This window comes from Micromonospora sp. USAFONa4 (assembly GCF_057197825.1).
This window is the reverse complement of sequence record NZ_CM170072.1, coordinates 5520649-5546813: the sequence shown is the minus strand read 5'-3', so window position 1 is coordinate 5546813 and position 26165 is coordinate 5520649. Positions and strand designations below refer to the sequence as shown.

Sequence of the window (26165 nt, the reverse complement as noted above, 5' to 3'; positions counted from 1 at the left end):
CCTCGGGGCTTACCGGTTCCCACACGGAGACGCCATGTCGAACCGGCTGCTCCACCTGGCGCGTTCCGCCACCCCCGAGGGCACCGTCACACTGGTCGTCAACGACTGGCCTGCCGGCGACAGCCCGCCCGGTCCAGGCCCGGACCTGCCATCCGACGTACGACTCATCACGCTGCCCGGCGGCGGTGGTGGCCGGTTCGGTCGCTGGCTGCATCAGCGCACCCGTCCCCTGCGAGTACTCGCGGCGTTGCGGCGGGCAGGGATACGAACCGACCAGTTGACCGGGGTCTACCTGCCACTCGGGTTGTGGACCCTCACCACCTGGGCTGTCCTGCGGGTGGTGCTGCGCTGTCCACTGACCGTCGACGTGGTGGAACGGCACGACCCGGAGCAGTTTCCGCACGGACGCCTGACCCCATACTTCATCCGGCACCGATGGTCCACCTTTCTTGCCGGCCGCACGGCGGACCGCGTCATCGCCATCTCCGAAACCCTGGAACGGCACTTTCTCCGACGCGGTCGGCGGACCATGGTGGTGCCGCCCCAGGTCGACTGCGCCGACTATGACGACCCCGCACCTGCCTCGTTGTGCGACGGCCTGCGACTGCTCTACGCCGGCTCCGCCGGCCCTAAGGATCTACTGGCTGTCGTACTCGAAGGAATTCGCCTGCTACCGCCTGGTGAGCGCGCCAGGGTGCGGCTGGTGATCGCCGGTATGAGCCGGGACCAGGCCGCCAACGTCTCCGACCTGGACGAATCCGCCCTGGCCGAGTTCGGTGATCAGGTCACCTTCCTGGGCCGGCTGTCACGCCGGCAGGTGCTCGAAGAACTGGCCCGCGCGCACTTCTCGGTGCTGGTACGCCCGACCGTCGGCTACGCCCAGGCCGGGTTCCCCTCGAAGGTGCCGGAGAGCCTGGCGGCCGGCTGTCCCGTCCTGCTCAACCACACCAGCGACCTGGCCCGACACATCGTCGACGGCCGTGAGGGAATCGTCCTGGCCGGCCCCTCCGCCGAGCACGTCAGAGCCGGGCTGGCCCGGGCGCTCACCCTCGACGACCCACAGTGGTGGCGGATGAGCCGGTACGCCCAGGACCGGGCCCGTTCCTTCGACTACCGGTCCTGGAGGCCGGCGGTGAGTGGATTCGTGGCCGGCGACGATCGCGGAGCCGGTGGCGCGAACTCCGCCAGTGCGGCCAGTTCGCCAGCGTCGAGACGCTGATCCGGCGGATACAGCTCCCGCTCGTGCCTGATGATCGTCTCGACCGGCCAGCGGAGCCGGATGACCCGTGCCGGGTTGCCGGCGACGATCGCGTACGGCGGAACCGAACGGGTGACCACGGCTCCCGCGCCGATCACCGCGCCACGGCCTACGGTGACGCCCTGCAGGATGATCGCCCGGGTCCCCACCCAGACGTCGTCGCAAATCGTGACGCCCCGGTCGTGGTCCTCGTCCCCCGGCTGCTTACACACCGCGATCATCGGCACGCCCACCCGGTCGATGCGGTGGTTGCCGCCTCGGATGGTGACCTCCGGCCCGAACATGACGTTGCTGCCGATCCGGATGCGGCTGCGGGCGGCCATCAGCACGGGCCGGTAGCCCAGGTCCACGTCGGAGCCGAGCTCGATGGTCTCGTAGGTGTAGACACCGTCCGGGTCGAACGTCACCCGATCCCCGCGCACGGCGAACCGAGGCACTGTCGCCCAGCCGCGTACCGCCCGGCGGATGCGGGAGCCTGCCGTCCACGCGCCATCAAGTAGGCGGGCAAGACGACAGGTCAGAGGCATTGGACGGCACGAGTTGACACGCATCAAAACCGCCCGTACCCACGCCAGTCGCCCGCTGCCATCACGGCATCACAGCATCGCATTCACGACTCCCGAATTCCTGTTACCACGCTCCGCGACGACGGACAGTGTCCTGCGGTAGCCGAACAGGGCCGCCGGTAGCACGGTGAGCGCGTATGAAACTGTCCCGGCGAACGCGATACCCGCCAGACCAAGCCGACTGACCAAAGTGATCTTCAGAACAAGGGAGACGACGAGGAAGGCAGTCCAGCCAATGAACTGTGGGCGCAGCAGACCGATGCTGTTCTGGACCATGAACATCGGGGACGCCGAAGCCACCAGTACCGACCAGATGGCGAGTGCTACGAAGACTGCGACCGGCGTCGTGGGCAGTTCCGGCGACCGCACCCATGACTGGAGGATGTCGTTACCCAGCAGCACGAATCCCCCGGCCGGCAGGGCCACGGCCACGACCGAGAGGAACGTCATCAGCCGGGTGCTACGGCGCACCCAGGTCACGTCTCCCCTGGCCAGCGCTTCGCCGTTGGCTGGCCAGAGCGGCGTATTCACCAGTGTCACGAACAGTGCGAGAAGGCTGAACATTCGCAGCACCACGGAGTAGCTCCCCGCGACGTCCAGGCCCAACAGCCGGCCGACGAGGAACGGATCCACGTTGAGCGCGGTGGAGGTCAGCACGGAGAGCGCGAAGAACCTGACCCCTAGGCGCAGCAGCCCACGTGTCACCGCCGGCCTTACGTCCCGTGGGCGGGGTCGGAGGGGGCGGTTCTGCCACCCGAAGTAGCAGATCGAGTTGCCCAGGTTCACCAGCGGGACGGCGAGAACGGCGGCAGCGACCACCAGCACCGGACCGGCGTCGGCGGCCACCGCCGCGAAGACCAGGCCGACCGAGACGAGGCTGCCCCCCGCCTGCCAGAGATTGCTCTGCGCCACCTGCTGGTGCGCGTACTGGACCCGTTGGATCAGGCCCAGCGGGATGTTGACCAGGAACGCCCCGAAGCAGAACAGCACCACCGCGCGGGTGTCCCGGGCGACAGCCGGGTCGGTGACGTTCAGCAGCGTGGGCCACGGGACCACCCGCGCGGTGGCCACCAGCACCGTGAGCAGGCCGACGGCCAGCGCGCCGAGCATCGCGTACGCGCTGGCGATCTCGCGGGCCGCCGCCTGTCGGTCGCCGATGGCGTGCAGGCGGGCGAGCCGGGTGAGCAGCCCGTTGCCCAGCCCGAAATCGGCGAAGAGCGCCATGCCGGTCAGCGAGGTGACCGCCATCCACAGGCCGTACCGCTCCGCGCCCAGGTGGGTGAAGGCGACCGGCGTGATCAGCAGCGGCGCCACGAGGCCCACCGCCTTGCCTCCGAGGGCGGAGACGATTCCCGTTATCAGGGCCTGGTTGCGGGTGCGGCCGGCCTGCTGCGACGAGTCATCGACGTGGCGCGGTCCGGCCGCTCCGGCGCCGGCTCCCGGCACCGGCCGCACGGCGGCGTCGACCAGGGCCGCGGGGGCCCGGCCGGCAGCCGGTGGCCGGTCGGTCATCGGGCGAGCTGCTCCGCGTGCGCCTCGTACCACTCCACGGTCGCCCGCAGGGCCTGGGCGCGCGGCACCGGCGTCACGTCGGGGAAGAGCGCGCGCAGCACCCCGTCGTCCGCGTCGGAGTGGCGCACGTCGCCCGCCCGCGACGGACCGTGCTCCACCTCGAGGCGGCGGCCGAACACCTCCTCCAGCTCCGCGATCAGCTCCAGCAGCGAGATCCGCACGCCGAAGGCGAGGTTCACCACGTCCGGGGAGCAGACACGGCGCAGGACCGCGTCGACGATCACGTCCGTGACGCTGCCGACGTAGGTGAAGTCGCGGGACTGGGTGCCGTCGCCGTGCACCTGGAGCGGCCGGCCCTCCAGCGCCGCCGAGACGAACCTCGGCACCACGGCGGCGTACGCGTGGTTGGCTGCCTGACGCGGCCCGTAGACGTTGAAGAAGCGGAACGGCAGCACGCCGACGCCGTAACAGGCGGCGTACGCGAGCGCGTAGGCCTCCGTGGCCAGCTTCGAGACCGCGTACGGGCTGACCGGCATCGGCCGCAGCGACTCCTGGCGGGGCAGGACGGGGTTGGCGCCGTAGACGGAGGACGAGGAGGCGACCACGACGTGGGGGACCCCGTGGCGCCGGACGGCCTCCAGCACGCTGAGGGTGCCGGTGGCGTTGGCGTGGTGGCTGCGCAGCGGGTCGTCGATGGAGCGGGGCACCGAGCCGAGGGCGCCGAGGTGGACGACGGCCGCCGCCCCGCTGACCGCCTCGTCGAGCAGGTCGGGGTCGAGGATCGTCCCCGTGAACAGCCGAACCGGCAGGTCGAGCAGGTTGTCCAGCGACCCGGTGGAGAGGTCGTCGACGGCCACCACCTCGGTGACCTGCGGCGCGTCGGCGAGGACGCGTACCAGGTTGGAGCCGATGAAACCGGCGCCACCGGTAACGACGATCTTCAAGGATCCTCCTCGTGGGTTCCCGCCCGGCGCGCCACCTGCACGCGGGCCCGGGACGTCGAGCCCCTGCGGCCCCGCTCCCGTCTGCACCAACGAGCCGTGCACCGGCGCGTCACGCGGAAAGCCCCGGACGTGACGAAGTGGCACGCCGCGCGGTCACCCGCCCGCCTCGCGGTACGCCCGTCCCGGGACCCCCGGATGTGATGAGCTGTAGGCATGGACCGGAGCTGCCTCGGGCTGGTGCTGCACCCCACCCGGGACGTCTCCGAGGTGGTCGACACGATCGTGACCTGGGCCGCCCGGCACCACATCTCCCTGGCCGTACGCGCCGAGGACCGGCACCGCGTACCGGCCACGGTCGAGCCGCTGCCGGTGGGCGAGGTGGCCCTCCGGTCGGACGCGCTGATCGCCATCGGCGGCGACGGGACGATGCTCGGCGCGCTGCGGTCGGCCGTCCACGATCCGAAGCCGGTGCTCGGCGTACACGTCGGCAAGCTCGGCTTCCTCGTCGAGGTCGAGCCGCCGGAGCTGCCGAGGGCCCTGGACCGGCTGGTGGCACACGACTTCACGGTGGAGAACCACAGCTGCCTGGCCTGCGACGTCTGCGGTGACGACCTCGTCGCGTTCAACGACATTGCGCTGATCCGCCAGCCCGGTGCCGGCTTCGTCAGCGCCTCCCTCGCCGTCGACGGGCAGCAGTACGGGTACTACCGCTGCGACGCGCTGGTGGTCAGCACGCCGACCGGCTCGACCGCCTACAGCTACGCCGCCGGCGGCCCGCTCGTCTCGCCAGCCACCGAGGCGGTGGTGGTGACCCCGTCCGCCCCGATGGCCGGCATCTCCCGTGCGCTGGTGCTCTCCCCCCACGAGACGGTCCGCCTGCAACTGCGCGAGGGCTCCGGCCCGGTCGCGGTGGAGGTGGACGGCCTCGTCATCCGGGACGCCGCGACGGAGGGCGTCGTGCAGATCCGCTACCGGCATGACGCCGGCTTGGTCGTCCGCCTGGACCCGCGCCGCTACCAGGAACGCAACCAGCTCAAGCTGAGTCTGCTGGACCTGCCGCTGCTGCCCGAACAGCTCCGCGAGCTGCTGCCGGAGGGCCTGCGGGAGAGGTTCAACCGCCGCGAACTGCCCCCGCCCCGCTGACCAGGCCCCACGCCCCGCCCCGGCCCTCGGCACCCCCAAGCGGCCCGGCCCCTGGCGTCGGGCGGCGGGCGGCGGGCGGCGGGCGGCGGGCGGCGGGGCGGGCTGCTGGCGGCTCGCGGCGGGCTACTGGTCGTGCGGCGGTTGCGGGACCGGCGCCATCGACCTGATGCGACGCTGTCGAGCTGCCCCATATATGGGACCACTCTCGCGCAGCCTCCCTGCCCCAGCTATAGGGGCAGCTCGACAGCGCGCACACTGCGCCCAGGACCCTGGCACCACACCACACCGATCCGGCATCACAGGGCCCGACACCGCACGGCCCGACACCGCACGGCCCGACACCGCACGGCCCGACACCGCGACCCGCGGCGCGTCAGCGCACAGCACGACGATGCTGGACCAGGCGGCCGGGTAGCCGGCGAGATGGCGACGGCGCCGAAGGTGCCCAGCACCCGGCCGAGCCGGAAGGCCGCCCGGGACAGTGTGCCCGGGCGGACTCGGCTCCGGGGCCACGAGGTGGCCGATGAGTAGCCGGCGATGAGGTGGTCGACGAGGGTGGCCCGGGCGTTCAGGCTTGTTCGAGGACCTCGGAGACCAGGTCCTTCGCCTCCTGCTGGATCCGGGCGAGGTGCTCCGGGCCCTGGAAGGACTCGGCGTAGATCTTGTAGACGTCCTCGGTGCCCGACGGCCGGGCGGCGAACCAGCCGGACTCCGTGGTCACCTTGAGCCCGCCGATCGACGCGCCGTTGCCGGGCGCGGTGGTGAGGGTCGCGGTGATCGGTTCGCCGGCCAGTTCGGTGGCGGTCACCTGCTCCGGCGAGAGCTTGCCGAGCACGGCCTTCTGCTCGCGGGTCGCCGGCGCGTCGATGCGGGCGTACGCGGGCGCGCCGAAGCGCTCGGCCAGCTCCGCCCAGTGCTCGCTGGGGGTGCGGCCGGTGGTCGCGATGATCTCGGCGGCGAGCAGGCAGAGCAGGAGGCCGTCCTTGTCGGTGGTCCAGGTGCTCCCGTCGCGGCGCAGGAAGGACGCGCCGGCGCTCTCCTCGCCGCCGAAGCCCACCGCGCCGTCGAGCAGCCCGGGCACGAACCACTTGAAGCCGACCGGCACCTCCAGCAGCGGGCGGCCCAGGTCGGCGGCGACCCGGTCGATCATCGAGGAGGAGACCAGGGTCTTGCCCACGGCGGCGGCCGGGCCCCACTGCGTCCGGGTGCGGAACAGGTGCCCGATCGCCACCGCCAGGTAGTGGTTGGGGTTCATCAGGCCGCCGTCGGGGGTGACGATGCCGTGCCGGTCGGCGTCGGCGTCGTTGCCGGTGGAGACCTGGTAGTCGGCGCGGGCGGCGATCAGGGAGGCCATCGCGTTCGGCGAGGAGCAGTCCATCCGGATCTTGCCGTCGCCGTCCAGGGTCATGAACCGCCAGGTCGGGTCGACCGTCGGGTTGACCACGGTCAGGTCCAGCCGGTGCCGCTCGGCGATCTCGCCCCAGTAGGCCACGCTCGCGCCGCCGAGCGGGTCGGCGCCGATGCGCACCCCGGCGTCGCGGATCACGTCGACGTCGATCGCCGCCGGCAGGTCGTCGACGTAGCGGGCGAGGAAGTCGTACGACCCGGTGGTGTCGGCGACGCGGGCCCGGGCGTACGGGATCCGGCGGACCTCCTTCAGGCCGTCGGCGAGGATGGCGTTGGCGCGGTCCTGGATCCACCTCGTGACGTCGGTGTCCGCCGGGCCGCCGTGGGTGGGGTTGTACTTGAAGCCGCCGTCGTCGGGCGGGTTGTGCGACGGGGTGATGACGATGCCGTCGGCGAGCCCGCTGGTGCGCCCCCGATTGTGGGTGAGGATGGCGTGCGACACCGCCGGGGTGGGCGTGTAGCCGTCGCGGCTGTCGAGCAGCACGGTGACCTCGTTGGCGGCGAGGACCTCGAGCGCGTCCACGGCCGCCGGGGCGGAGAGCGCGTGCGTGTCGCGGCCGAGGAAGAGCGGCCCGTCCAGGCCCTGCTCGCGGCGGTAGTCACAGAGCGCCTGGGTGACCGCCAGGATGTGGTCGGAGTTGAACGCGTGGCGCAGGCTCGACCCGCGGTGCCCGGACGTGCCGAAGGAGACCTGCTGCGCCGGGTCCTGCGGATCGGGGTGCTCGGCGTAGTAGGCGGTCACCAGCCGCGGCACGTCGACCAGGTCGGCGGGCTGGGCGGGCTTGCCGGCCCGGGGATGACTGCTCACGGTTCCACCTTCTGTCCCTTGCCGATCACCACGATGCCGTTGTCGGAGACCGTGTAGCGCTGCCGGTCCTTCTCCAGGTCGACGCCGATCTCGGCCCCCTCGGGCACGATCACGTTCTTGTCGAGGATCGCCCGGCGCACGACCGCGTGCCGGCCGATGTCGACCCCCTCCATCAGCACCGCGCCGTCCACGTGCGCCCAGGAGTGCACCTTCACCTTGGGCGAGACGACCGAGTTCTCCACCAGCGAGCCGGAGATCACCGCGCCGGGCGACACCATCGAGGCGACCGCCCGGCCGACCCGCTCGCCCCACTGGTGCACGAACTTGGCCGGCGGGTACGTCAGCTGCCCCGTGTAGATGGGCCAGTCGAAGTTGTAGAGGTTGAACACCGGGTGCACGTTGATCAGGTCCATGTGGGCGTCGTAGAAGGAGTCGAGCGTCCCCACGTCACGCCAGTAGCCGCGGTCCCGGTCGGTGCTGCCGGGCACCTCGTTGTCGCGGAAGTCGTAGACGTTGGCCTCGCCGCGCTCGACAAGCATCGGGATGATGCTGCCGCCCATGTCGTGCTTGCTGGTCTTGTCCTCCGCGTCGCGCTCGACCGCCTCGCACAGCGCCTTGGTGCTGAACACGTAGTTGCCCATTGAGGCATAGATCTGGTCGGGCGCGTCGGGCAGGCCGACCGCGTCGGTGGGCTTCTCGCGGAACGCCCGGATCCGCCGGCCGTCCTCGCCGACCTCGATCACTCCGAACTGGTCGGCCATCGACAGCGGCTGCCGGATGCCGGCCACGGTGACGCCGGCGCCGGAGGCGATGTGGTCCTCCACCATCTGCCGGGGGTCCATCCGGTAGATGTGGTCGGCACCGAAGACGATCACGTGGTCGGGCTGCTCGTCGTGGATGAGGTTGAAGCTCTGGTAGATCGCGTCGGCGGAGCCGGCGAACCACCACGGGCCGCGGCGCTGCTGCGCCGGCACCGGGGTGACGTAGTTGCCGAGCAGGGTCGACATTCGCCACGTCTTGGTGATGTGCCGGTCCAGCGAGTGGGACTTGTACTGGGTCAGCACGACGATCTTGAGATAACCGGCGTTCGCCAGGTTGGACAGGACGAAGTCGACCATGCGGTACATCCCGCCGAACGGGACGGCCGGCTTGGCCCGGTCCGTGGTGAGCGGCATCAGGCGCTTGCCTTCTCCGCCGGCCAGGACGATCGCGAGCACCTTGGCAGCCATGTCCAGACGCTATCTACCCCGCCGTCACTTCACCACTCGTACGGCACAGTTCCACAGCCGGGTGCGGCGGCGCGTTCTGCACTAGGGTGCCGTTCATGAACGACTCCGCCGGGCTGCGCGTCGACCTGCTGACCCGTGAGTATCCGCCCGAGGTGTACGGCGGCGCCGGTGTGCACGTCGAGTACCTGGCCCGGGAGCTGCGCCGGCTCGCCGACGTACGGGTGCACTGCTTCGGCGCGCCCCGCACGGAGGCGGGCGTCACCGCGTACGCCGAACCGGCGGGCCTGACCGGCGCGAACGCCGCGCTGCGGACGATGGGCGTGGACCTGGAGATGGCCGCGGCCTGCGCCGGCACCGACATGGTGCACAGCCACACGTGGTACGCCAACTTCGCGGGGCACACGGCGAAGCTGCTGCACGGCGTGCCGCACGTGGTCACCGCGCACAGCCTGGAGCCGCTGCGGCCGTGGAAGGCCGAGCAGCTCGGCGGCGGCTACGCGCTCTCCTCCTGGTGCGAGCGCACGGCGTTCGAGGCGGCCGACGCGGTCGTCGCGGTCAGCGAGGGGATGCGGCGCGACGTGCTGACCGCCTACCCGGCGGTGAACCCGGACCGGGTCCGGGTGGTGCACAACGGCATCGACACGGCACAGTACGCCCCGGACCACGGCACGGACGTGGTGGACCGGCTCGGCATCGACCCGGCCCTGCCCAGCGTGGTGTACGTGGGGCGGATCACCCGGCAGAAGGGCCTGCCCTACCTGCTGCGCGCGGCGCGGGACCTGCCGGCGGACACCCAGCTCGTGCTGCTCGCCGGCGCACCGGACACCCCGGACATCGCCGCCGAGGTGGAGGGCCTGGTGGCGGAGCTGCGGGCAAAGCGCTCCGGGGTGGTGTGGGTCGCCGAGATGCTGCCGAAGCACGAGGTGATCCAGGTGCTCACCCACGCCACGGTCTTCGTCTGCCCCTCCGTCTACGAGCCGATGGGCATCGTGAACCTGGAGGCGATGGCCTGCGAGACGGCGGTGGTGGCCACCGCCACCGGTGGTATCCCCGAGGTGGTCGCCGACGGCGAGACGGGGCTGCTGGTCCCCATCGAGCAGGCCACCGACGGCTCCGGCCGGCCGCTGGACCCGGACCGTTTCGTGACCGACCTGGCGGCGGCGATGAACGAGCTGCTCGCCGACCCGGCTCGCACCGCCGACCTCGGCCGGGCCGGGCGGCGGCGCGCCGTGGAGCACTTCTCCTGGGACACCATCGCCGCCCGCACCCTCGACCTCTACCGCTCGCTGCTGGTGTAAGGAAAGGCACCGAAGACACGTCTTGCCGGCGGCGGGCAGGATGGCGGCATGGGCTGGCGGAGAAGACGCGCGCCGGTACGGCTGCGCAGCCGTTGGCTGCCCGGGTACTGGCTGCGGCACCCGCTGCCGAGCCTCATGGTCCTGCTGCTCGGCGCCGTGGTGTTCCTGTGGCTCGGAGTCGACTCGGCGCACCGCGCGCACCGGTTGGCCGCGTACGGCGTGCGTGCCGAGGCGACGGTGCTGGAGGTGCACCATCTTCAACGGGACTCGTACGTGGTGGCCGCCTTCACCACCGCCGACGGCCTCCGCGTCGTCGCTCAGGTCAGCGACTACTACTGGAATCCACCGCCGGTGGTGGGCGACGCGGCCACCGTGCTCTACGACCCGGCCGACCCCGCCGGGATCGTGCGCGACGTACGCCTCGGCGACGACTCCGTCATGACCTGGCTCGGCGTCGTTCTGGCCGTGGCGTGGGGAGTGGGCGGCGGCGTCCTCCTGTGGCGCACGTGGTCGATGTGGCGCGAGAACGCCGAAGACTGGCGCTCCGGACGCCACTTCGCCTGACGGCGAATCGGGGCTCAGGTGACGTGCAGGGCGGCGGCGAGGCGGGCCCACCTGCTGGGCATAACGTTCCGGATCTCGGGACAGCAATAGATCTTGGCAGGAAACGGCCCTCCAGGGGGCCATTTCGTACCAAGATCTACAACGCCACTATCCACACCCCGCCATCGTGCCCACGCCCGCCATCGTGCCCACGTTAGCCGCCGCGCCTTGGGCGACGATGGCGGACTCGGGCGGATGGCGCGGGCACCAGGTTGTCCGCCGGGCCCTGACCGGACCTCTCTGGACACGTCGGGAGGGAGGGCGATGGGTGCTTGGCCGCGCGCGAAAGGATCTCGCGCAGTAGGTTGAACCGGTGACTGGACGGTTCCCGATCGAAGACGTCTCCCCCGTCGTCTCCTGCGGTCGCTACCCGGCCAAGGCGGTGGTCGACGAGCCGGTGCCGGTGTCGGCCCGCGCCTACCGGGAGGGGCACGACGCGCTCGGCTGCAACGTGGTCTGGCGCGGTCCCGACGGGCGGGCCCGGCCGTTCACCCGGATGCGCCCCGGCGAGCCCGGACAGGACCGCTGGCACGCGGTGATCCGCCCCGACGCGGTCGGCGAGTGGACCTTCACCGTCGAGGCGTTCCAGGACCCGTACCTGACCTGGCAGAACGCGGTCACCAAGAAGATCGCCGCCGGTCAGGGGCCGGCGGACCTGGCCAACGACCTCGCCGAGGGCGCCCGGGTGCTGACCGCGGCCGTGGAGCTGGTGCCGGCCGGCGACGCGGGGCGGGTCCGCGCGGCGGTGGCGGCGCTGGGCGACGCCGACAGGGAGCTGCCCCGGCGGGTCGCCCCCGCGCTGGAGCTGGCCGACCTGCTCTGGGAGCACCCGGTCCGCGAGCTGGTCACCACCGGCGCGGAGCACCGGCTGTGGGTGGACCGCCGGCGGGCGCTCTTCTCCGCCTGGTACGAGTTCTTCCCCCGCTCGGAGGGCGCCGTCCCGGCGACGGTCGACGCGCCGGCCCGCTCCGGCACGTTCGCCACCGCCGCCGAGCGCCTGCCCGGCGTCGCGGCGATGGGCTTCGACGTGCTCTACCTGCCGCCGATCCACCCGATCGGCCGGGTCAACCGTAAGGGCCCCAACAACTCGCTGACCGCCGGGCCGGACGACGTCGGCTCGCCGTGGGCCATCGGCGCCGCCGAGGGCGGCCACGACACCATCCACCCCGACCTGGGTACGCCGGAGGACTTCCGCGACTTCGTCACCGCCGCCGCCGAGCAGGGCCTGGAGGTGGCGATGGACCTGGCGTTGCAGTGCGCGCCGGACCACCCGTGGGTGACCGAGCACCCGGAGTGGTTCACCACCCGGGCCGACGGCAGCATCGCGTACGCGGAGAATCCGCCGAAGAAGTACCAGGACATCTACCCCGTCAACTTCGACAACGACCCGGAGGGCATCCGGGCCGAGGTCCTGCGGGTGGTGCTGCACTGGGTCGGCGAGGGCATCCGGATCTTCCGGGTGGACAACCCGCACACCAAGCCGTTCGACTTCTGGCACTGGCTGATCGCCGAGGTGAAGAAGGTCGACCCGGACGTGCTCTTCCTCGCCGAGGCGTTCACCCGGCCGGCGATCATGCACGGGCTGGGCAAGGTCGGCTTCACCCAGTCGTACACGTACTTCACCTGGCGCACGTCGGCGGCGGAGATGCGGGCGTACTGCGAGGAGCTGGTCGAGGCGGCCGACTACATGCGGCCCAACTTCTGGCCGAACACGCCGGACATCCTGCACGAGTCGTTGCAGCACGGCGGCCCGCCGATGTTCAAGATCCGGGCGGTGCTGGCCGCGCTGCTCTCCCCCTCCTGGGGCATGTACGCCGGCTACGAGCTGTTCGAGCACGTCGCCCGCCCCGGCGCCGAGGAGTACCTCGACAACGAGAAGTACGAGCTGCGCCCCCGGGACTGGGCCGGCGCGCAGGCGCAGGGCCGCTCCCTCGCGCCGTTCATCGCGGTGCTCAACCGCGTACGCCGGGAGAACCCGGCCCTGCACCAGCTGCGCAACCTGGTCTTCCACGACATCGACAACCCGGCGCTGCTCTGCTGGTCCAAGCACGACCCGGACACGGGCAACACCGTGCTCGTGGTCTGCTCGTTCGACTCGCGTGAGGTGCAGTGGGGCAACACCACGCTGGACATGCCCGCGCTCGGCCTCGACTGGCACGACCGGTTCACGGTGCGCGACGAGCTGACCGGCGCCAGCTACGACTGGGGGCAGCGCAACGCCGTGCGCCTCGACCCGTACCTGCAACCGGCGCACGTGCTGACGGTGCGGCGACCCGCGCCCGGTGCCGGCCCCGTGCCGGCGCAGGCGGCGCCGGACCTGACCGTCGAAGACGTCCCCGACGACCTCTCGGGCGGCACCGCCCCCACCACTTCCGCCCAGAAGGACGACGCCCGATGGACCAGTTGATCGCCGGCGCCACGCACGACCCGCACGCCGTCCTCGGCGCGCATCCGGCCGACGGGCGGACGGTCGTCCGGACGCTGCGCCGGGGCGCCGCCGACGTCGCCCTCGTCGTCGACGGCGAGCGGCACCGGATGCGGCGGGTGCACGACGTCGGCGTCTTCGAGGCGGAGGTCGCGGGCGAGGTGCTCGACTACCGCGTCGAGGTCGACGGCCGGACCCACGACGACCCGTACCGCTACCCGCCCACCCTGGGCGAGCTGGACCTGCACCTGATCGGCGAGGGCCGGCACGAGCGGCTCTGGGAGGCGCTCGGCGCGCGGGTCTTCGACGAGGGCGTGGCGTTCACCGTCTGGGCGCCGAACGCGCGCGGGGTGCGGGTGGTCGGGGACTTCGCGGGCTGGGCGCCGGATGACGGCTGGCCGATGCGCTCGCTCGGCGGCAGCGGGGTGTGGGAGCTGTTCGTCCCGGGCGTCGGGGCCGGGGCCCGCTACAAGTACCGGATCCTGGGCGCCGACGGGCAGTGGCGGGACAAGGCCGACCCCCTGGCGGCGTACGCGGAGGTGCCGCCGGCCACCGCGTCGGTGGTGCACCACTCGACGTACGAGTGGGGCGACGCCGACTGGCTGGCGCGGCGGGCCCGACGGCAGCCGCACCAGGAGCCGATGAGCGTCTACGAGGTGCACCTCGGCTCGTGGCGCCCCGGGCTGAGCTACCGGGAGCTGGCCGAGCAGCTGACCGCGTACGTCACGGAGCTGGGCTTCACCCACGTGGAGTTGCTGCCCGTGATGGAGCATCCGTTCGGCGGCTCCTGGGGCTACCAGGTCACCGGCTACTACGCGCCGACGTCCCGCTTCGGCGACCCCGACGAGTTCCGGCACCTCGTGGACGCGCTGCACACCGCCGGCATCGGCGTCATCCTGGACTGGGTGCCGGCGCACTTCCCCAAGGACGAGTGGGCCCTCGGTCGCTTCGACGGCACCGCCCTCTACGAGCACCCCGACCCGCGCCGGGGCGAGCACCCCGACTGGGGCACGTACGTCTTCGACTTCGGCCGCCCGGAGGTGCGCAACTTCCTGGTCGCCAACGCGCTCTACTGGTGCGACCAGTTCCACGTCGACGGCCTGCGGGTGGACGCGGTCGCCTCGATGCTCTACCTGGACTACTCCCGCCAGGAGGGGCAGTGGCTGCCCAACCGGCACGGCGGCCGGGAGAACCTGGAGGCCATCGCGTTCATGCAGGAGGTCAACGCGACGGTCTACAAGCACCACGCCGGGGTGACGATGATCGCCGAGGAGTCCACCGCCTGGCCGGGGGTCACCCGCGCCACGGCCGACGGCGGGCTGGGCTTCGGCTTCAAGTGGAACATGGGCTGGATGCACGACACCCTGCTCTACACGTCGAAGGACCCCGTCCACCGGCAGCACCACCACCATCAGCTCACGTTCTCCCTGGCGTACGCCTGGAGCGAGAACTACGTGCTGCCGATCAGCCACGACGAGGTGGTGCACGGCAAGGGCTCCCTGGCCGGCAAGATGCCCGGCGACACCTGGCAGCGCCTGGCCAACGTACGCGCCCTGCTGGCGTACATGTGGGCGCACCCCGGCAAGCAGCTGCTCTTCATGGGCTGCGAGCTGGCCGACGACCGGGAGTGGAGCGAGGAGCGGGGCCTCGACTGGTACCTGCTGCACGACCCGGCCCGCGCCGGGGTGCAGCGGCTGGTCGGCGACCTGAACCGCGTCTACCGGGACACCCCCGCGCTGTGGGCGCAGGACACCGAGCCGGCCGGCTTCCGCTGGATCGCCGGCGACGACGTCGCCAACAACACCGTCTCGTTCGTCCGGATCGCCCCCGACGGCGCGACCCTGGTCTGCGTGGCGAACTTCTCCGCCCTGCCGCTGGAGGACTACCGGATCGGGCTGCCGGCCGGCGGCACGTGGGCGGAGGTGCTCAACACCGACGCCCACCACTACGGCGGCTCGGGGGTCGGCAACCTGGGCGCCGTGCACGCCGAGGACGTGCCGTGGCACGGGATGCCCGCCTCGGCGGCGCTGCGGGTGCCCCCGCTCGGCGTGCTCTGGCTGCGCCGCGACTGACCGGGTCGTTCCCCGGGACGTCAGGTCGCCCCGGGGAACGAGCGGGCTCAGAGGCGGGTGATCCGGACGGCGTCGGCGACGACGTACCCCTGGGTGCTGGTCCAGCGGCTGACCCCGACGACCTGACGCGTGCCGGCGGCGAGGTCGTAGGTGCCGAGCACCCGCCACTGCCCGCCGCCGCTGCGCTGGTCGACGGTGGCGGTGACGTTCCCGTTCGCCGTCGCCACCAGGTGCGGGGTGGCGCTGTTGTAGCCGGGGTCGGCCGGGTACCAGACCTCGACCCGGTACGAGCCGGCTGCGGGCAGCGTCGCGGTGAACCAGGCCGGGTCGCTGACCGCCTGCGGGCTGGCGAACCGGTAGTTGGCCCCGTAGCGCGCCGGGAGGTACGACGACGTCCCCCAGGTGGTGGCGGCCGTGAAGCCTCCGGCCGTGGCGTTGTCCACGATCACGCTGAACGTGCCGCCGGTGCCGGTGACCACCCGCGCGTTGCTGGCGGCGCTCTCGTGGTGCAGCCGGTCCAGCGCCGTCACCAGGTAGCGGTACGTCGAGCCGGCCGCGGCCGTGGCGTCGGTGAACGTCCCGGTGCCGCCCGAGGCGCGGACCGTGCCGAGCAGGTTGCGGGCGTCGGCCAGGTCGCAGGCGTCGACCGCGCCGTCGCCGGGCAGCCGGTACACCGCGTACGCGGCGGTGCTGCCGGTGGCGCCGCGCTGCCAGGTGAGGGTCACGCCGCCGGTGCCGCGTACCGCCGAGGTGAGGTTCGGGGCGGCGGGCGCGGCGCCGCCCACTCCGGCCGGCGCCAGCGCGGGCCGGCGGTAGTGGTCGGTGGCCGTCCGGGAGACGGCGCCGATGCGGTCCGCGCGGACGTCCTTGGCGCTGAAGTGGATGTCGCCGACGATCCTCGGGTAGCTGCGGTTCAGCGTGAGGTGGTCGGTCAGCTCGGCCGGGTCCTGCCAGGCGGCGTCCTGCCCGGACGCGCCAGCGCGGTAGGTGGCCTGCCCGACGAGCAGCTGCACGTCGGTGCCGGCCACGGTCTCGGACCACCAGCGGACCAGCTCCGCGTAGTCGGCCGCCGGGTGGCCGATGTGCCAGTAGATCTGCGGGGCGATGTAGTCGACCCACCCCTGCCGCACCCAGCGCCGGGTGTCGGCATAGATCGCGTCGTACGACTGGAGGCCCGTGGTGCGCGAGCCGAGCGGGTCGGTGCCGGCGTTGCGCCAGATGCCGAACGGGCTGACGCCGAGCTTCACCCACGGCTTGGCCGTCCGGATCTTGTCACGCATCTCCCGGACCAGCAGGTTGACGTTGTTGCGCCGCCAGTCGCCAATGGTGCTGAACCCGGCGCCGTACTGGGCGTAGGTGGCCTGGTCGGGGAAGGCCACCCCGCTGACCGGGTACGGGTAGAAGTAGTCGTCCCAGTGCACCGCGTCGATGTCGTAGCGCTTGACGGCGTCCATCATCGCGTCCTGCACGAACGCGCGGACGGCGGGAATTCCGGGGTTGTAGTAGATGTGACCGCCGTAGGTGACGGTCCAGCCCGGGTTCTTGCGGGCCGGGTGGCTGGCCGCCAGCTTGGTCAGGTCGGTGTGGTTCGCCACCCGGTACGGGTTGAACCAGGCGTGGAACTCCAGGTTGCGGGCGTGCGCCTCGGCCACCATGAAGGCCAGCGGGTCGTAGCCGGGGTTGCCGCCCTGGGTGCCGGTGAGCCACTGCGACCACGGCTCGTACGTCGACGGCCAGAACGCGTCGGCGGCGGGGCGGATCTGCACGACGACGGCGTTCATCCGCCGCTGCTTGGCCAGGTCGAGCCAGCCCCGGTACTCCGCCTGCTGGGCGGCGGGGGTGAGCCCGGTGCGGCTGGGCCAGTCGATGTTGGCCACGCTGGCGATCCACATGCCGCGCAGCTGCCGCTTCGGGGTGGCCGGGTCGGTCACGCAGGCCGCCTGGACGGCGACGGGGACGGTGTCCGGCGCGGTACCCGGCTCGGCGGGCGGGGCGGCGGGGGCGGCCGTGGGGAGGGCCGCGCCGAGCGCCAGCGCCGCCACCAGCGCAAGCCCGGACAAGTATCGACCATAATCTCTACGCACGAAAAGATGTTCAATGTTGCCGGCTTGTTGCGCAAGTATCCTTCACAATTTTTCGACCCGCGAACCTCGCCCCGGGGCCGGACGAGAGAGCCCGATGACGTGCCCGATCACGGTGCGTGACCCTCCAGGCAAAGACCCCCAATTCTCACCCCGCGTAATCGGTACTTGCCCTACGGAAAGCTCAGGACTCCCAACCCGACACCAAAAACGGGCGCTACAGGGCACTTCGCTCATTCCGCCGGGGGAACCTCAATGCCTCCGCGCTCGCTTTGCTCTGCAGCCATATACGCGCCACTAACGCAGCGTGCCTGGTGCCGATATGGCTGCAGAGCAAAGCGAGCGGAGCGGAAGTAGCCGGAAGGAGGCTTCGGACACTCTGCGTAACGCGCGTCGCTGTGACGGCCGCCAAGGAACGCTCCCCCGAGGGCGCGCCGCTCCGGGCGAAGTAGGGCGCTCCGAGCGGAGCAGGCTCCCCGCCACCCGCTTGCCCGCAGCCGTAGCCGCCGGCAGCCGTAGCCGCCCGCAGCCGCAGGCACCCGCAGCCACCGCCTGCCGGCAGCGGCGGCGTCAGACGAGGCCGGCGTCGCGCAGCAGCTTCCACAGGCCGGCGCCGTCGGGCGCGGAGAGCCACTTCTGCCCCACGGGCCCCGCCGACGACTCGCCGGCCGGGGTGGGCAGGCTACCGGCCAGCACCGCCTGCGTGGGCGAGAGCCGGCGGATGCCCACGCCGGCCACGTTCTCCGGGTGGGCGGCGGCGAACTCGCGGTAGATCTCCGGGTCGTGCTGCCCGTCGTCGCCGACCAGCAGCCACTTCACGTCAGGGAACTCCTTGGCCAGCCGGGCCAGGGTGACCCGCTTGTGTTCCCGCCCGCTGCGGAACCAGCGGTCGGCGGTCGGTCCCCAGTCGGTCAGCAGCAGCGGCCCGGCCGGGTAGAGGTGCCGGGACAGGAACCGGGTCAGCGTCGGCGCCACGTTCCAGGCGCCCGTGGAGAGGTAGAAGACCGGGGCGCCCGGGTGCGCGGTGACCAGCCGCTCGTAGAGCACCGCCATGCCGGGCACGGCGTTGCGGGCGTGCTCGTCGAGGACGAACGTGTTCCAGGCGGCGAGCAGCGGCCGGGGCAGCGCGGTGACCATGACCGTGTCGTCGATGTCGGAGAGGATGCCGAAGCGCACCTCCGGGTCGAGGATGCGTACCGGCGCCTCGACCGGCTCGGCGTCCGGCAGGCTGATCCGCACCGAGCCCCAGCCGGGCGGCAGGTCCGCCTCGACCACGGCGTCGACGAACCCGCTGCGGTCGGCCCGCGCCTCGTGCCGTTCCCCGCCGGCCTCGATGGTGACCGTGACGTGCTTGGCCGGCAGCGTGGTGAAGCTGCGCCACCCGCGCACCTTCTCCAGCCGGCCACGCTGGCGGGTGTCCGGCCGACCCAACAGCACCCGGCACATCACCCGCACCCAGCCGGGCGCGCCGTAGCCGGTGTACGCGATGACGTTCGTCCGCCAGCCGGTGCGCCGCAGCCGGCGCTCGACCAACGAGTGCACGGCGTCCTCGATCCGCGCGGCCCGGTGCAGGTTCGGTACGGCCAACTGGCCGGCGGCAGTGGGTGGCACGCCAGCAACCCTGCCACAACCCGGCCACCTCGGCCACGCGAGGCGATCTTCCCCCGGCCGCCGGGAGGGCCCGACGCCTTCCCCGGCCGCCGGGAGGCCCGACGCCAGGCCCGCCGTGGTCCGGCGGATCGTCCGCGCTGCGCCGATCCGCCCCGGCCGGGCCCGACGGCGTGAAACACTCCGGTCGGGACGACGACGGGGGCGTTGGTCGTGTCGCAACCAGTGCGCAAGCGTGGGCGGTGGCGCCCGCAGCTCGACCGGCCGGCGCTCGTGGCGCTGCTGTTCGGGCTCGCCGGGGTCGGCTACCGGCTGGTCCTGACCCTGCACACGGTGCCCGTCTCCAACAGCGACGAGGCGACCTTCGGGCTGGCCGCGCTGCACATCGCGCAGGGCCGCGAGCTGCCGGTCTTCCTCTACGGGCAGCGTTACATGGGGGTGCTGGAGTCGTACCTGGCCGCGCCGCTGATCGCGGTGGCCGGGCCGGGCTGGCCGCTGCTGCGCCTGCCGCTGCTGCTGCTCTACGCCCTCTTCCTCTGGCTGATCCACCGGCTGACCCGGCGGATCGGCTCGCCCTGGTTCGCCACCGGGATCGTCGGCCTGCTGGCGCTGGGCGGGGAACGGGTCGTCCGGGACCAGCTGACCGCGGTCGGCGGCCGCCCGGAGGTCAAGGTCGCGGTGCTGCTGATGCTGCTGATCGCGGTGGGGCTCGCCCGGGGAACGGTACGGCACCGCCGGCTGGCCGTCGGGCTCTTCGGTCTGCTCGCCGGGGTGTCCGTCTGGTCGGACTGGCTGATCCTGCCGTACCTGGCGGTGGCCGCGCTGGTGCTGGCGTGGGTGGCCCGCAGGGAGCTGCTCGGTTGGGCCGGGGCGCTGCTGCTGGCCGGGTTCGCCGTCGGGATCGCGCCGATGATCCGGGACAACCTCGTCGCCCCGCCCGGCGAGGACTCGCTGTCGGTGTTCCGCGAGATCAGCACCAAGGCGGGGCCGACACCGCCGTGGTCGCGGCGCCTCGACGGCGGACTGCTGGAGGGGGTGCCGCTGGCCGCCGGCCTCTGCCCGGTGGACGGCTGCGCCCGCTGGCAGGGCTGGTTCGGGCTGCTCTACCCCGTGCTGCTGGCGGTCGCCGCCGCGCTCGCCGTCCTCGCGTACCGCCGGGCCGCGGGCGCCCCGCGCGGCGAGCGGGTCGGCCCGGTGGTGCACCTCGCGCTGGTCGTCGGCGCGGCGCTGACCCTGCTGTCGTACGTGCGCAGCCCCCTCGCGGCCACCAGCCCTCTGGACAACGCCCGCTACCTGTCGGTGCTCCAGCTCTCCCTGCCGGCGGTGCTCTGGCCGCTCTGGGTGGCGGCGGTCGCCTGCTGGCGGGGCACGGTCGGCGCGTTCGGCCGCCTGGCCGGCGCGCTGGCCACCGCCGTGCTCGCCGCGCTGGCCGCGACCACGCTGGTGGTGACCGTGCTGTTCGCGGCCACCGGCACCGGGGCGTCCCGGATCGAGGAGCGGCAGGCCCGCGAGCTGGCCGACACGCTCCGCGCGGGCGGCCCTCGCGAGGTGTACGGGGACTACTGGACCTGCAACCGGCTGATCTTCAATACGGCCGAGGCGGTGGTGTGCGCGGTGCTCGACGGCGACCTGACCCCCGGGCAGAACCGCTATCCCGCGTACTGGCGGCAGGTGGGGCGGGCCGACCGGCCCGGGTACGTGCTGGAGGCCGGCTCGGCGGCGGAGCGGCGGCTGCGCCGGCTGCTGGGCGACCGGGCCGACGCCGCGCTGGTCGCCGACGTGGGCGGGTATCGCGTGTACCACCCCCGGACGCCGGTGCGGCCGTGGCGGTAGGGCCGGCCCGTACGCTGGCCGGACCGGCGCGCGGACGCCGCGCCGAGCCGAGGAGTCACCGATGCTCATCCTGCTGCCGCCCTCCGAGGGGAAGGCCGACGCCGGCACCGGTCGGCGGCTCGACCTCGCCGGGCTCTCCCTGCCGGAGCTGACCGGCGCCCGGGAGGAGGTGCTGACGGCGCTGATCGCGCTCAGCGCCGACGGCGACGAGGGGGCGGCCCTGGCGGCGCTGGGGATCAGCGAGGGCCAGCGCGGCGAGTTGCGCCGCAACGCCCGGCTGCGGGTGGCGGCCACCGCGCCCGCCGGCCGCGTCTACACCGGGGTGCTCTACGAGGCGCTCGATCTCGCCTCGCTGCCGGCGCCCGCGCAGCGGGCCGCCCGCCGGTCGGTACTGATCAGCTCGGGGCTCTGGGGCGCGGTACGCCTCACCGACCGGATCCCGCCCTACCGGTGCCCGATCGGGGCGCGGCTGCCGGGGCTCGGCGCGCTGTCGGCGTACTGGCGGCGGGCGCTCGCGCCGGCGATGGCCGCGGCGGCCGGCGACGGGCCGGTGCTCGACCTGCGCTCCGGCGCGTACGCGGCCACCTGGGCGCCGCGCGGCGAGGTGGCCGACCGCACGGTGACCGTCCGGGTGCTGCACGAGCGGGAGGTCGACGGCGTGCCCGTCCGGTCGGTGGTGAGCCACTTCAACAAGGCGACCAAGGGCCGGCTGGTCCGGGACCTGCTGACCGCGGGCGCCCGGCCGCGTACCGTCGGCGGGCTGCTGACCGCGCTGCGCGACCTGAAGTATCCGGTGCTGGAGCAGCCCGCCCCGCCCGGTCGGCCACGCCAGGTCGACGTGATCGTCACGGAGCTGTAGGACAGCCGCAAGATTTCCTCAAGGCTGGGGCCGATCGGTTTCCCCGGCGGCGTCGAGCGACCACGGTAGAGGGACCCCGACGCCGACAAGGAGTGCCCACGTTGGCTCCCGAACAGATCCTGCTCGATCGGCCGCGCCTGCCCTCGACGCCGCCGCCGTTGGACTGGTCCACCCTGGCCGACGCGTTCGAGGCCGCCTGCCTGCTGCGCTGCACGCCCCCGCCGGCCGTCGTCGGCACCCGCCGGCCGGCGGCGGAGCACCGGCCCCCGTCGGTGGAGTTCAACCGGGAGGAGGCGGCGCACCGCATGCGTCAGCTCCTCCACCGGTTGGACGTCCCCATCGAGCACGAGGTGACAGTGGGCGGCCTGCGCCGCCGCTTCGAGCTGCACCGGCTCTCCGTGCCGCACCAGCACCGGCCGGCGTACGCGAGGACGCTGGAGGCCGGTTGGCGACAGGGCCGGCGCGAGCTGCTGGGCGGGCCGGTCCCGGGCGCGTCGACCGTACGGCGGGCGTGGCGGCCCCGGCTGGCCGCCGCCGCCTGGCGGGCCGCCCTGCTCGCCGGTGGGCGGCACGTCCGCCGGCACATCCTCGGCGTCCGGATCACCGACCGGGAACTGGCCGCCATCCTGGTACGCGGGGCCGCCCTGCTGGACGTTCCGGCGCTGCTGCGCCCCGGCACCGGCTGTTACCTGGTCTGTGTCGCCGACGGCCCGGACCGCCAGCGGATCCTGCACAGCACCGCGCTGGATCCCGCCCACCTGCGCGAGCGGTCCTGATTGCCGGATGAGCACGTTCGGCGGCGCTGCGGACCGGTCGCGTACCGCAGCGAGCTGACCATCGTCACCGACCCGCCGCCGGGTTCCTAGCCCGGTCGGTGGGCGGCGGGTTGCGGCGACGGCTCGCACGGCGCAGAGTGCAGCGCGTGAGTCGCACCGGGTTCCGCCGTGTCCGCCCGCGCCGTGTCCGCCCGCCGGCGCTGCTGGCGCTGCTGCTGGTGGTGGCGTTGCCCGGCGTCGCCGGCTGCCAGGACGCTCCCGAGCCACCGGTACGGATCCGGATCGCGACCGGCAGCCCGACGGCGGTCTACCACGCCTTCGGGCAGTCCCTGGCCGCCGTGCTCAACCGGGAGCTGCCGGACGTCCGGGCCAGCGTGGTGGTGACCGCCGCCTCGGCGGAGAACGTCCGGCTGGTCGGCTCCGGCGAGGCGGAGCTGGGTTTCACCCAGGCCGACGTGCTGCCGGCGGCGCCGGCGACGCACCCGTCCGTGGTCGCGGTCGCCCGGGTCTACGACGACCTGCTGCACCTGGTCACCACCGCCGGCGGTCCCGTCCGCACCCTGAGCGACCTGCGCGGGCGGCGGGTGTCCGTGGGCGCGCCCGGCTCCGGCACCGAGATCACCGCCGTCCGGCTGCTGGAGGTGGCCCGCCTCGGTGGCGACCGGGTACGCCAGGAGCACCTCGGCCTCGACGACTCGGTCGCGGCGTTGCGGGCCGGCAAGATCGACGCGTTCTTCTTCTCCGGCGGGCTGCCGGTCAGGGCGGTGGAGCAGCTCACGGACGACAGCGCGACCCGGATCGTCGACCTCGGCGAGTGGACCGGGCCGCTGCGCGAGAGCAACCCGGAGGTCTACGTCTCCCGGGACATCCCCCGCTCCGTGTACGGCACCGACCCGGTGACCACGGTGGCCAACCCGAACTTCCTGATCGTCCGGGCAGACCTGCCGACGCCGCTGATCCGGGAGGTGACCCGGCTGCTGATGGAACGCCGCCAGGAGTTGGCCGCCGCTCATCCGGCCGCCGGGCGGATGAGCCCCCGCTCGGCCATCGCCACGGCTCCCCTGCCGCTGCACCCCGGTGCCGCGGACTGGTACCGCGCCGCCAAGCCCTGACCCCGCGGCACCCCCGCGCCCGCCGCCAGGCCCGCCCTACGGCACGTCAACGGGGCCAGCGGCGGCGTCGGCGAGGGTGGGGGCGGCGTCGGCGCGGGCGAGGGCGGCGGGGCCAGCGTCGGCGGGGGCGGCGGGGGCGGGGAACCAGAGGCCGGCGACCAGGCCGCGCGGCTCGCCCCCGCGCATGGTGAGCCGCCCGTCCGAGGCGTCGACCAGCACGGCGACGATGGTGAGGCCCAGCCCGGCCCCGTCGATGTTCTGCACCTCCGGGGCCCGCCAGAACCGCTCGGTCGCCTGCCCGAGCTGGCTCGCCGTCATACCCGGCCCGGTGTCGCGGACCTCCAGCGCGGTGCCGTCGCCGTCGTGCCGGACGGTCACCGTCACCTCGCCACCGGCGTCGCTGAACTTGACCGCGTTGTCGATCAGCGCGTCCAGGGCCTGGTCGATGGCGGTCGGCACGGTCCGCGCGTACGCCGGGGCGTCCCCGGCCACCAGCCGGAGGGTGATGCGGTGGTGCCGGGCGAGCGGCTCCCAGGCGGCCACCCGGGACGCGGCGACGGCCGCCGCGTCGACGGTGACCCGCTGGTTCTCCCGCCGCTCGGCGCGGGCCAGGGTCAGCAGCGCGTCCAGCACGAGGGCCAGCCGGTCGGTCTCCTCCAGGGCCAGTTGGTGCTCGGCACGCCCGTCCGCGTCGGTGAGGCTCGGGCCCAGCTCCTCCACCCGCAGCCGCAGCGCGGTCAGCGGATTGCGCAGCTGGTGGCTGGCGTGGGCGACGAAGGCCCGCTGCCGGTCCATCACGTCGGAGACGACGTCGGCCATGTGGTTGAAGCTGGTCGCCAGGCGACGCAGTTCCGGCGGGCCGAGCCGGTGCTGCACCCGCGCGCCACGGTCCCCCTCGGCGATCTCATGGGTGACCGCGTCCAGTTCGGTGACCGGGCGCAACACCCAGCCGGCCAGCCCGAACGCGGTCAGCACGCAGGCCAGCACGGCGAGCAGGCCCGTTCCGGCCAGCGCCAGCCACCAGACGGTCACGGCCCGCCGGACCGGGTCGGCGGGGGTGGTGATGACCACCGCTCCGAGCACCTCGCCACCGTCGTTGATCGGCACCGCCACGACGATCGGCCCGTCGACCCACGGCCAGACCGAGTCCGGCCCGCTGGCCTGCTGGCCGGAGAGCGCCATGTCCAACGCCTCGCGGGAACCCGGGGCCATCCGCCAGCTCCCGGAGGCCGCCACCGTCCGACGCTCCCGGTCGACCACCGCCACGCCGATGTCGTACAGGGCGTCGTAGCTGCGCAGTTCGTTGGCGAGCGGGCCGGGGGTGCCGCCGCGCAGCGCCGGGCCGGCCAACGAGGCGAACCGGGTGGCGTCGGCGAGCCGGTCGGCGCGTACCCGGTCGGTCTCCCGGTTGGCCAGGGTGACCGCCAGCGGGGTCTCCAGGGCGATCAGCACCAGCACCATCAACAGCAGATAGCTGATCACCAGCCGACGTCGCACGGCGTCCCCTCACTCGCCGCGCAGGCGGTAGCCGACCCCGCGTACGGTCTCCACCAGGCCGGGGTCGCCCAGCTTGCCACGCAGCGAGCCGACGTGCACCTCGACCGTGTGCCCGTCGCCCCAGGTCGAGCCCCAGGCGTCGAGCAGGATCCGTTCCCGGGCCACCGCCACGCCGGGCTGCCGGGCCAGGGAGAGCAGGACGTCGAACTCCTTGCGGGTCAACGCCACCGGCCGGCCCCCGACGGTGACCGTCCGGGCGGCCACGTCGACGCGTACGGGCCCCACCTCGATCAGGTTGCGCTCCGGCACGGCGTGCGCCGCGCGGCGCAGCACCGCCTCGATGCGCGCCTGGAGTTCGGTCATGGAGAAGGGCTTGACCACGTAGTCGTCCGCGCCGAGCCGCAGGCCGAGCACCCGGTCCCGTTCCTCGCCCCGGGCGGTCACCGCGATGATGCCGAGCTGGCTGCTGCGCCGCCGCAGCTCCCGGCACAGGTCGGTGCCGTCGCCGTCGGGCAGGGTCAGGTCCAGCAGCACCAGGTCGCAGGGGGCGGCGCAGAGGGCCGCGGCGACGGTCGCGGCGTGCTCCACCTCGTACCCCCGGCGGGTGAGGGCGGAGGAGAGCGCGGCGGCCACCCGGCGGTCGTCCTCGACCAGCAGGATGCGCACCCGGGGCCCCCATTCGTCGGTCCGTCGACCCCGAATGGTGGCAGAAGCACGCCCGCAGCGGGAGGGCCGGTCCCGCACCGACCCGTCGACAGCCGCGTCGGTGCGCCGGCGCCGGGGCGTCGGTGACGGTCGACCGGCAGGTCAGAGGCCGAAGACCTCGTCGGCCGTGGCGTCGCGGACCCCGTCGACGAAGCCCCGGAAGCCGGGGTCGTCGTGGCTGGCGGGCACGCTGGTGACGATCTCGCCGGTGGCCTGGGTGACCGCGTCGACCAGGGGCGGATAGTCGATCTCGGCGTCCGCGAGGGTGCCGTCGTCCGCCTGGCCGAGGTTGATCACGTGCTGCACGTCCTCGGTCGGGGTGTCCGGGTCGCCGGCCCACTCGCCGCCCGCCCGGTGACACTCGTCGTACAGCGCCCGCTGGCTGTCGGTCCAGTCCTCGTCGTAGCTCTCCATCGCCATCCCTCCGCG

At 73.2% G+C, this 26165-nt stretch carries 19 protein-coding genes and 1 pseudogene; 10 read left to right on the top strand and 10 right to left on the bottom strand.

Going from position 1 to position 26165, the window contains the following annotated elements; genetic code table 11:
• Positions 1-34 precede the first annotated feature (34 nt).
• Entirely contained in the window at positions 35-1219 is a 1185-nt protein-coding gene (locus AC0OO9_RS24400) for a glycosyltransferase (RefSeq protein WP_484512643.1), read from the top strand.
• Positions 1220-1266: 47 nt separating this feature from the next.
• Here the strand turns inward: AC0OO9_RS24400 and AC0OO9_RS24395 are convergent.
• The 3 genes and pseudogenes from AC0OO9_RS24395 to AC0OO9_RS24385 form a co-directional block, all read right to left on the bottom strand.
• Positions 1267-1425 (bottom strand): annotated as a pseudogene (locus tag AC0OO9_RS24395) (DapH/DapD/GlmU-related protein); the annotation flags it as partial.
• A 429-nt stretch (positions 1426-1854) separates the two neighbouring features.
• Positions 1855-3336, bottom strand: coding sequence for a lipopolysaccharide biosynthesis protein (locus tag AC0OO9_RS24390; RefSeq protein ID WP_484512642.1), 1482 nt, complete (start codon positions 3334-3336; stop codon positions 1855-1857).
• A complete protein-coding gene (locus AC0OO9_RS24385) occupies positions 3333-4280 on the bottom strand; it encodes an NAD-dependent epimerase/dehydratase family protein (protein ID WP_484512640.1) in 948 nt (315 codons plus the stop codon). Before AC0OO9_RS24385 ends, AC0OO9_RS24390 begins: the two co-directional genes overlap by 4 nt.
• A 213-nt stretch (positions 4281-4493) precedes the next feature.
• On the opposite strand from AC0OO9_RS24385, the gene AC0OO9_RS24380 reads away from it, so the two are divergent.
• Positions 4494-5423 carry an NAD(+)/NADH kinase gene (locus AC0OO9_RS24380; protein ID WP_132235814.1) on the top strand — a complete coding sequence of 310 codons (930 nt, stop codon included), beginning with the start codon at positions 4494-4496 and terminating at the stop codon, positions 5421-5423.
• Positions 5424-5991: 568 nt separating this feature from the next.
• Here AC0OO9_RS24380 and pgm read toward each other — a convergent pair.
• Both pgm and glgC read right to left on the bottom strand, forming a co-directional pair.
• Entirely contained in the window at positions 5992-7638 is a 1647-nt protein-coding gene (gene pgm, locus AC0OO9_RS24375; RefSeq protein ID WP_484512638.1) for a phosphoglucomutase (alpha-D-glucose-1,6-bisphosphate-dependent), read from the bottom strand.
• Positions 7635-8867, bottom strand: a complete 1233-nt coding sequence (gene glgC, locus AC0OO9_RS24370; protein WP_132235810.1) for a glucose-1-phosphate adenylyltransferase — start codon at positions 8865-8867, stop codon at positions 7635-7637. Before glgC ends, pgm begins: the two co-directional genes overlap by 4 nt.
• Before the next feature lie 95 nt (positions 8868-8962).
• Between glgC and glgA the strand changes: the two genes are divergently transcribed.
• The 4 genes from glgA to glgB all read left to right on the top strand — a co-directional run bounded on the left by glgA (position 8963) and on the right by glgB (position 15265).
• The gene (glgA, locus tag AC0OO9_RS24365) at positions 8963-10165 is read left to right on the top strand and encodes a glycogen synthase (RefSeq protein ID WP_484512637.1); all 1203 of its coding nucleotides are present in this window, start codon (positions 8963-8965) and stop codon (positions 10163-10165) included.
• Positions 10166-10213: 48 nt separating this feature from the next.
• Positions 10214-10729, top strand: a complete 516-nt coding sequence (locus tag AC0OO9_RS24360) for a DUF3592 domain-containing protein (protein WP_484512636.1) — start codon at positions 10214-10216, stop codon at positions 10727-10729.
• A 352-nt stretch (positions 10730-11081) separates the two neighbouring features.
• Positions 11082-13175, top strand: coding sequence for an alpha-1,4-glucan--maltose-1-phosphate maltosyltransferase (locus AC0OO9_RS24355; RefSeq protein WP_484512634.1), 2094 nt, complete (start codon positions 11082-11084; stop codon positions 13173-13175).
• On the top strand, positions 13163-15265 hold the full coding sequence (glgB, locus tag AC0OO9_RS24350; RefSeq protein WP_484512632.1) for a 1,4-alpha-glucan branching protein GlgB: 2103 nt from the start codon (positions 13163-13165) through the stop codon (positions 15263-15265). The genes AC0OO9_RS24355 and glgB overlap by 13 nt, the downstream gene beginning before the upstream one ends.
• Before the next feature lie 47 nt (positions 15266-15312).
• On the opposite strand, the gene AC0OO9_RS24345 is transcribed toward glgB, so the two are convergent.
• Positions 15313-17325, bottom strand: a complete 2013-nt coding sequence (locus tag AC0OO9_RS24345) for a family 10 glycosylhydrolase (RefSeq protein ID WP_484512630.1) — start codon at positions 17323-17325, stop codon at positions 15313-15315.
• A 591-nt stretch (positions 17326-17916) separates the two neighbouring features.
• Positions 17917-18957: an App1 family protein phosphatidate phosphatase gene (locus tag AC0OO9_RS24340; RefSeq protein WP_132235800.1), complete on the bottom strand. Its 1041-nt coding sequence runs from the start codon at positions 18955-18957 to the stop codon at positions 17917-17919.
• Between the two features lie 210 nt (positions 18958-19167).
• On the opposite strand from AC0OO9_RS24340, the gene AC0OO9_RS24335 reads away from it, so the two are divergent.
• The 4 genes from AC0OO9_RS24335 (at position 19168) to AC0OO9_RS24320 (ending at position 23534) form a co-directional block, all read left to right on the top strand.
• The gene (locus AC0OO9_RS24335; RefSeq protein ID WP_484512628.1) at positions 19168-20787 is read left to right on the top strand and encodes a hypothetical protein; all 1620 of its coding nucleotides are present in this window, start codon (positions 19168-19170) and stop codon (positions 20785-20787) included.
• A gap of 61 nt (positions 20788-20848) precedes the next feature.
• A complete protein-coding gene (yaaA, locus tag AC0OO9_RS24330) occupies positions 20849-21646 on the top strand; it encodes a peroxide stress protein YaaA (RefSeq protein WP_484512626.1) in 798 nt (265 codons plus the stop codon).
• A 101-nt stretch (positions 21647-21747) separates the two neighbouring features.
• A complete protein-coding gene (locus AC0OO9_RS24325; protein ID WP_425871135.1) occupies positions 21748-22422 on the top strand; it encodes a hypothetical protein in 675 nt (224 codons plus the stop codon).
• A gap of 137 nt (positions 22423-22559) precedes the next feature.
• A complete protein-coding gene (locus AC0OO9_RS24320; protein ID WP_484512624.1) occupies positions 22560-23534 on the top strand; it encodes a TAXI family TRAP transporter solute-binding subunit in 975 nt (324 codons plus the stop codon).
• Between the two features lie 36 nt (positions 23535-23570).
• On the opposite strand, the gene AC0OO9_RS24315 is transcribed toward AC0OO9_RS24320, so the two are convergent.
• From AC0OO9_RS24315 to AC0OO9_RS24305, 3 genes are all read right to left on the bottom strand, one after another.
• Positions 23571-25031, bottom strand: coding sequence for a sensor histidine kinase (locus AC0OO9_RS24315; RefSeq protein WP_484512622.1), 1461 nt, complete (start codon positions 25029-25031; stop codon positions 23571-23573).
• Between the two features lie 9 nt (positions 25032-25040).
• Entirely contained in the window at positions 25041-25697 is a 657-nt protein-coding gene (locus tag AC0OO9_RS24310; protein WP_132235788.1) for a response regulator transcription factor, read from the bottom strand.
• A gap of 141 nt (positions 25698-25838) precedes the next feature.
• Entirely contained in the window at positions 25839-26150 is a 312-nt protein-coding gene (locus tag AC0OO9_RS24305; protein ID WP_484512620.1) for a hypothetical protein, read from the bottom strand.
• Positions 26151-26165: the final 15 nt, after the last annotated feature.

What these genes read in the sequence shown, in the direction of transcription:
- AC0OO9_RS24400 (WP_484512643.1), top strand. Translation starts at nt 35, where the DNA reads ATGTCGAACCGGCTGCTCCACCTGGCGCGTTCCGCCACCCCCGAGGGC.
- AC0OO9_RS24390 (WP_484512642.1), bottom strand. Translation starts at nt 3,336, where the DNA reads ATGACCGACCGGCCACCGGCTGCCGGCCGGGCCCCCGCGGCCCTGGTC.
- AC0OO9_RS24380 (WP_132235814.1), top strand. Translation starts at nt 4,494, where the DNA reads ATGGACCGGAGCTGCCTCGGGCTGGTGCTGCACCCCACCCGGGACGTC.
- glgC (WP_132235810.1), bottom strand. Translation starts at nt 8,867, where the DNA reads ATGGCTGCCAAGGTGCTCGCGATCGTCCTGGCCGGCGGAGAAGGCAAG.
- glgA (WP_484512637.1), top strand. Translation starts at nt 8,963, where the DNA reads ATGAACGACTCCGCCGGGCTGCGCGTCGACCTGCTGACCCGTGAGTAT.
- AC0OO9_RS24360 (WP_484512636.1), top strand. Translation starts at nt 10,214, where the DNA reads ATGGGCTGGCGGAGAAGACGCGCGCCGGTACGGCTGCGCAGCCGTTGG.
- glgB (WP_484512632.1), top strand. Translation starts at nt 13,163, where the DNA reads ATGGACCAGTTGATCGCCGGCGCCACGCACGACCCGCACGCCGTCCTC.
- yaaA (WP_484512626.1), top strand. Translation starts at nt 20,849, where the DNA reads ATGCTCATCCTGCTGCCGCCCTCCGAGGGGAAGGCCGACGCCGGCACC.
- AC0OO9_RS24305 (WP_484512620.1), bottom strand. Translation starts at nt 26,150, where the DNA reads ATGGAGAGCTACGACGAGGACTGGACCGACAGCCAGCGGGCGCTGTAC.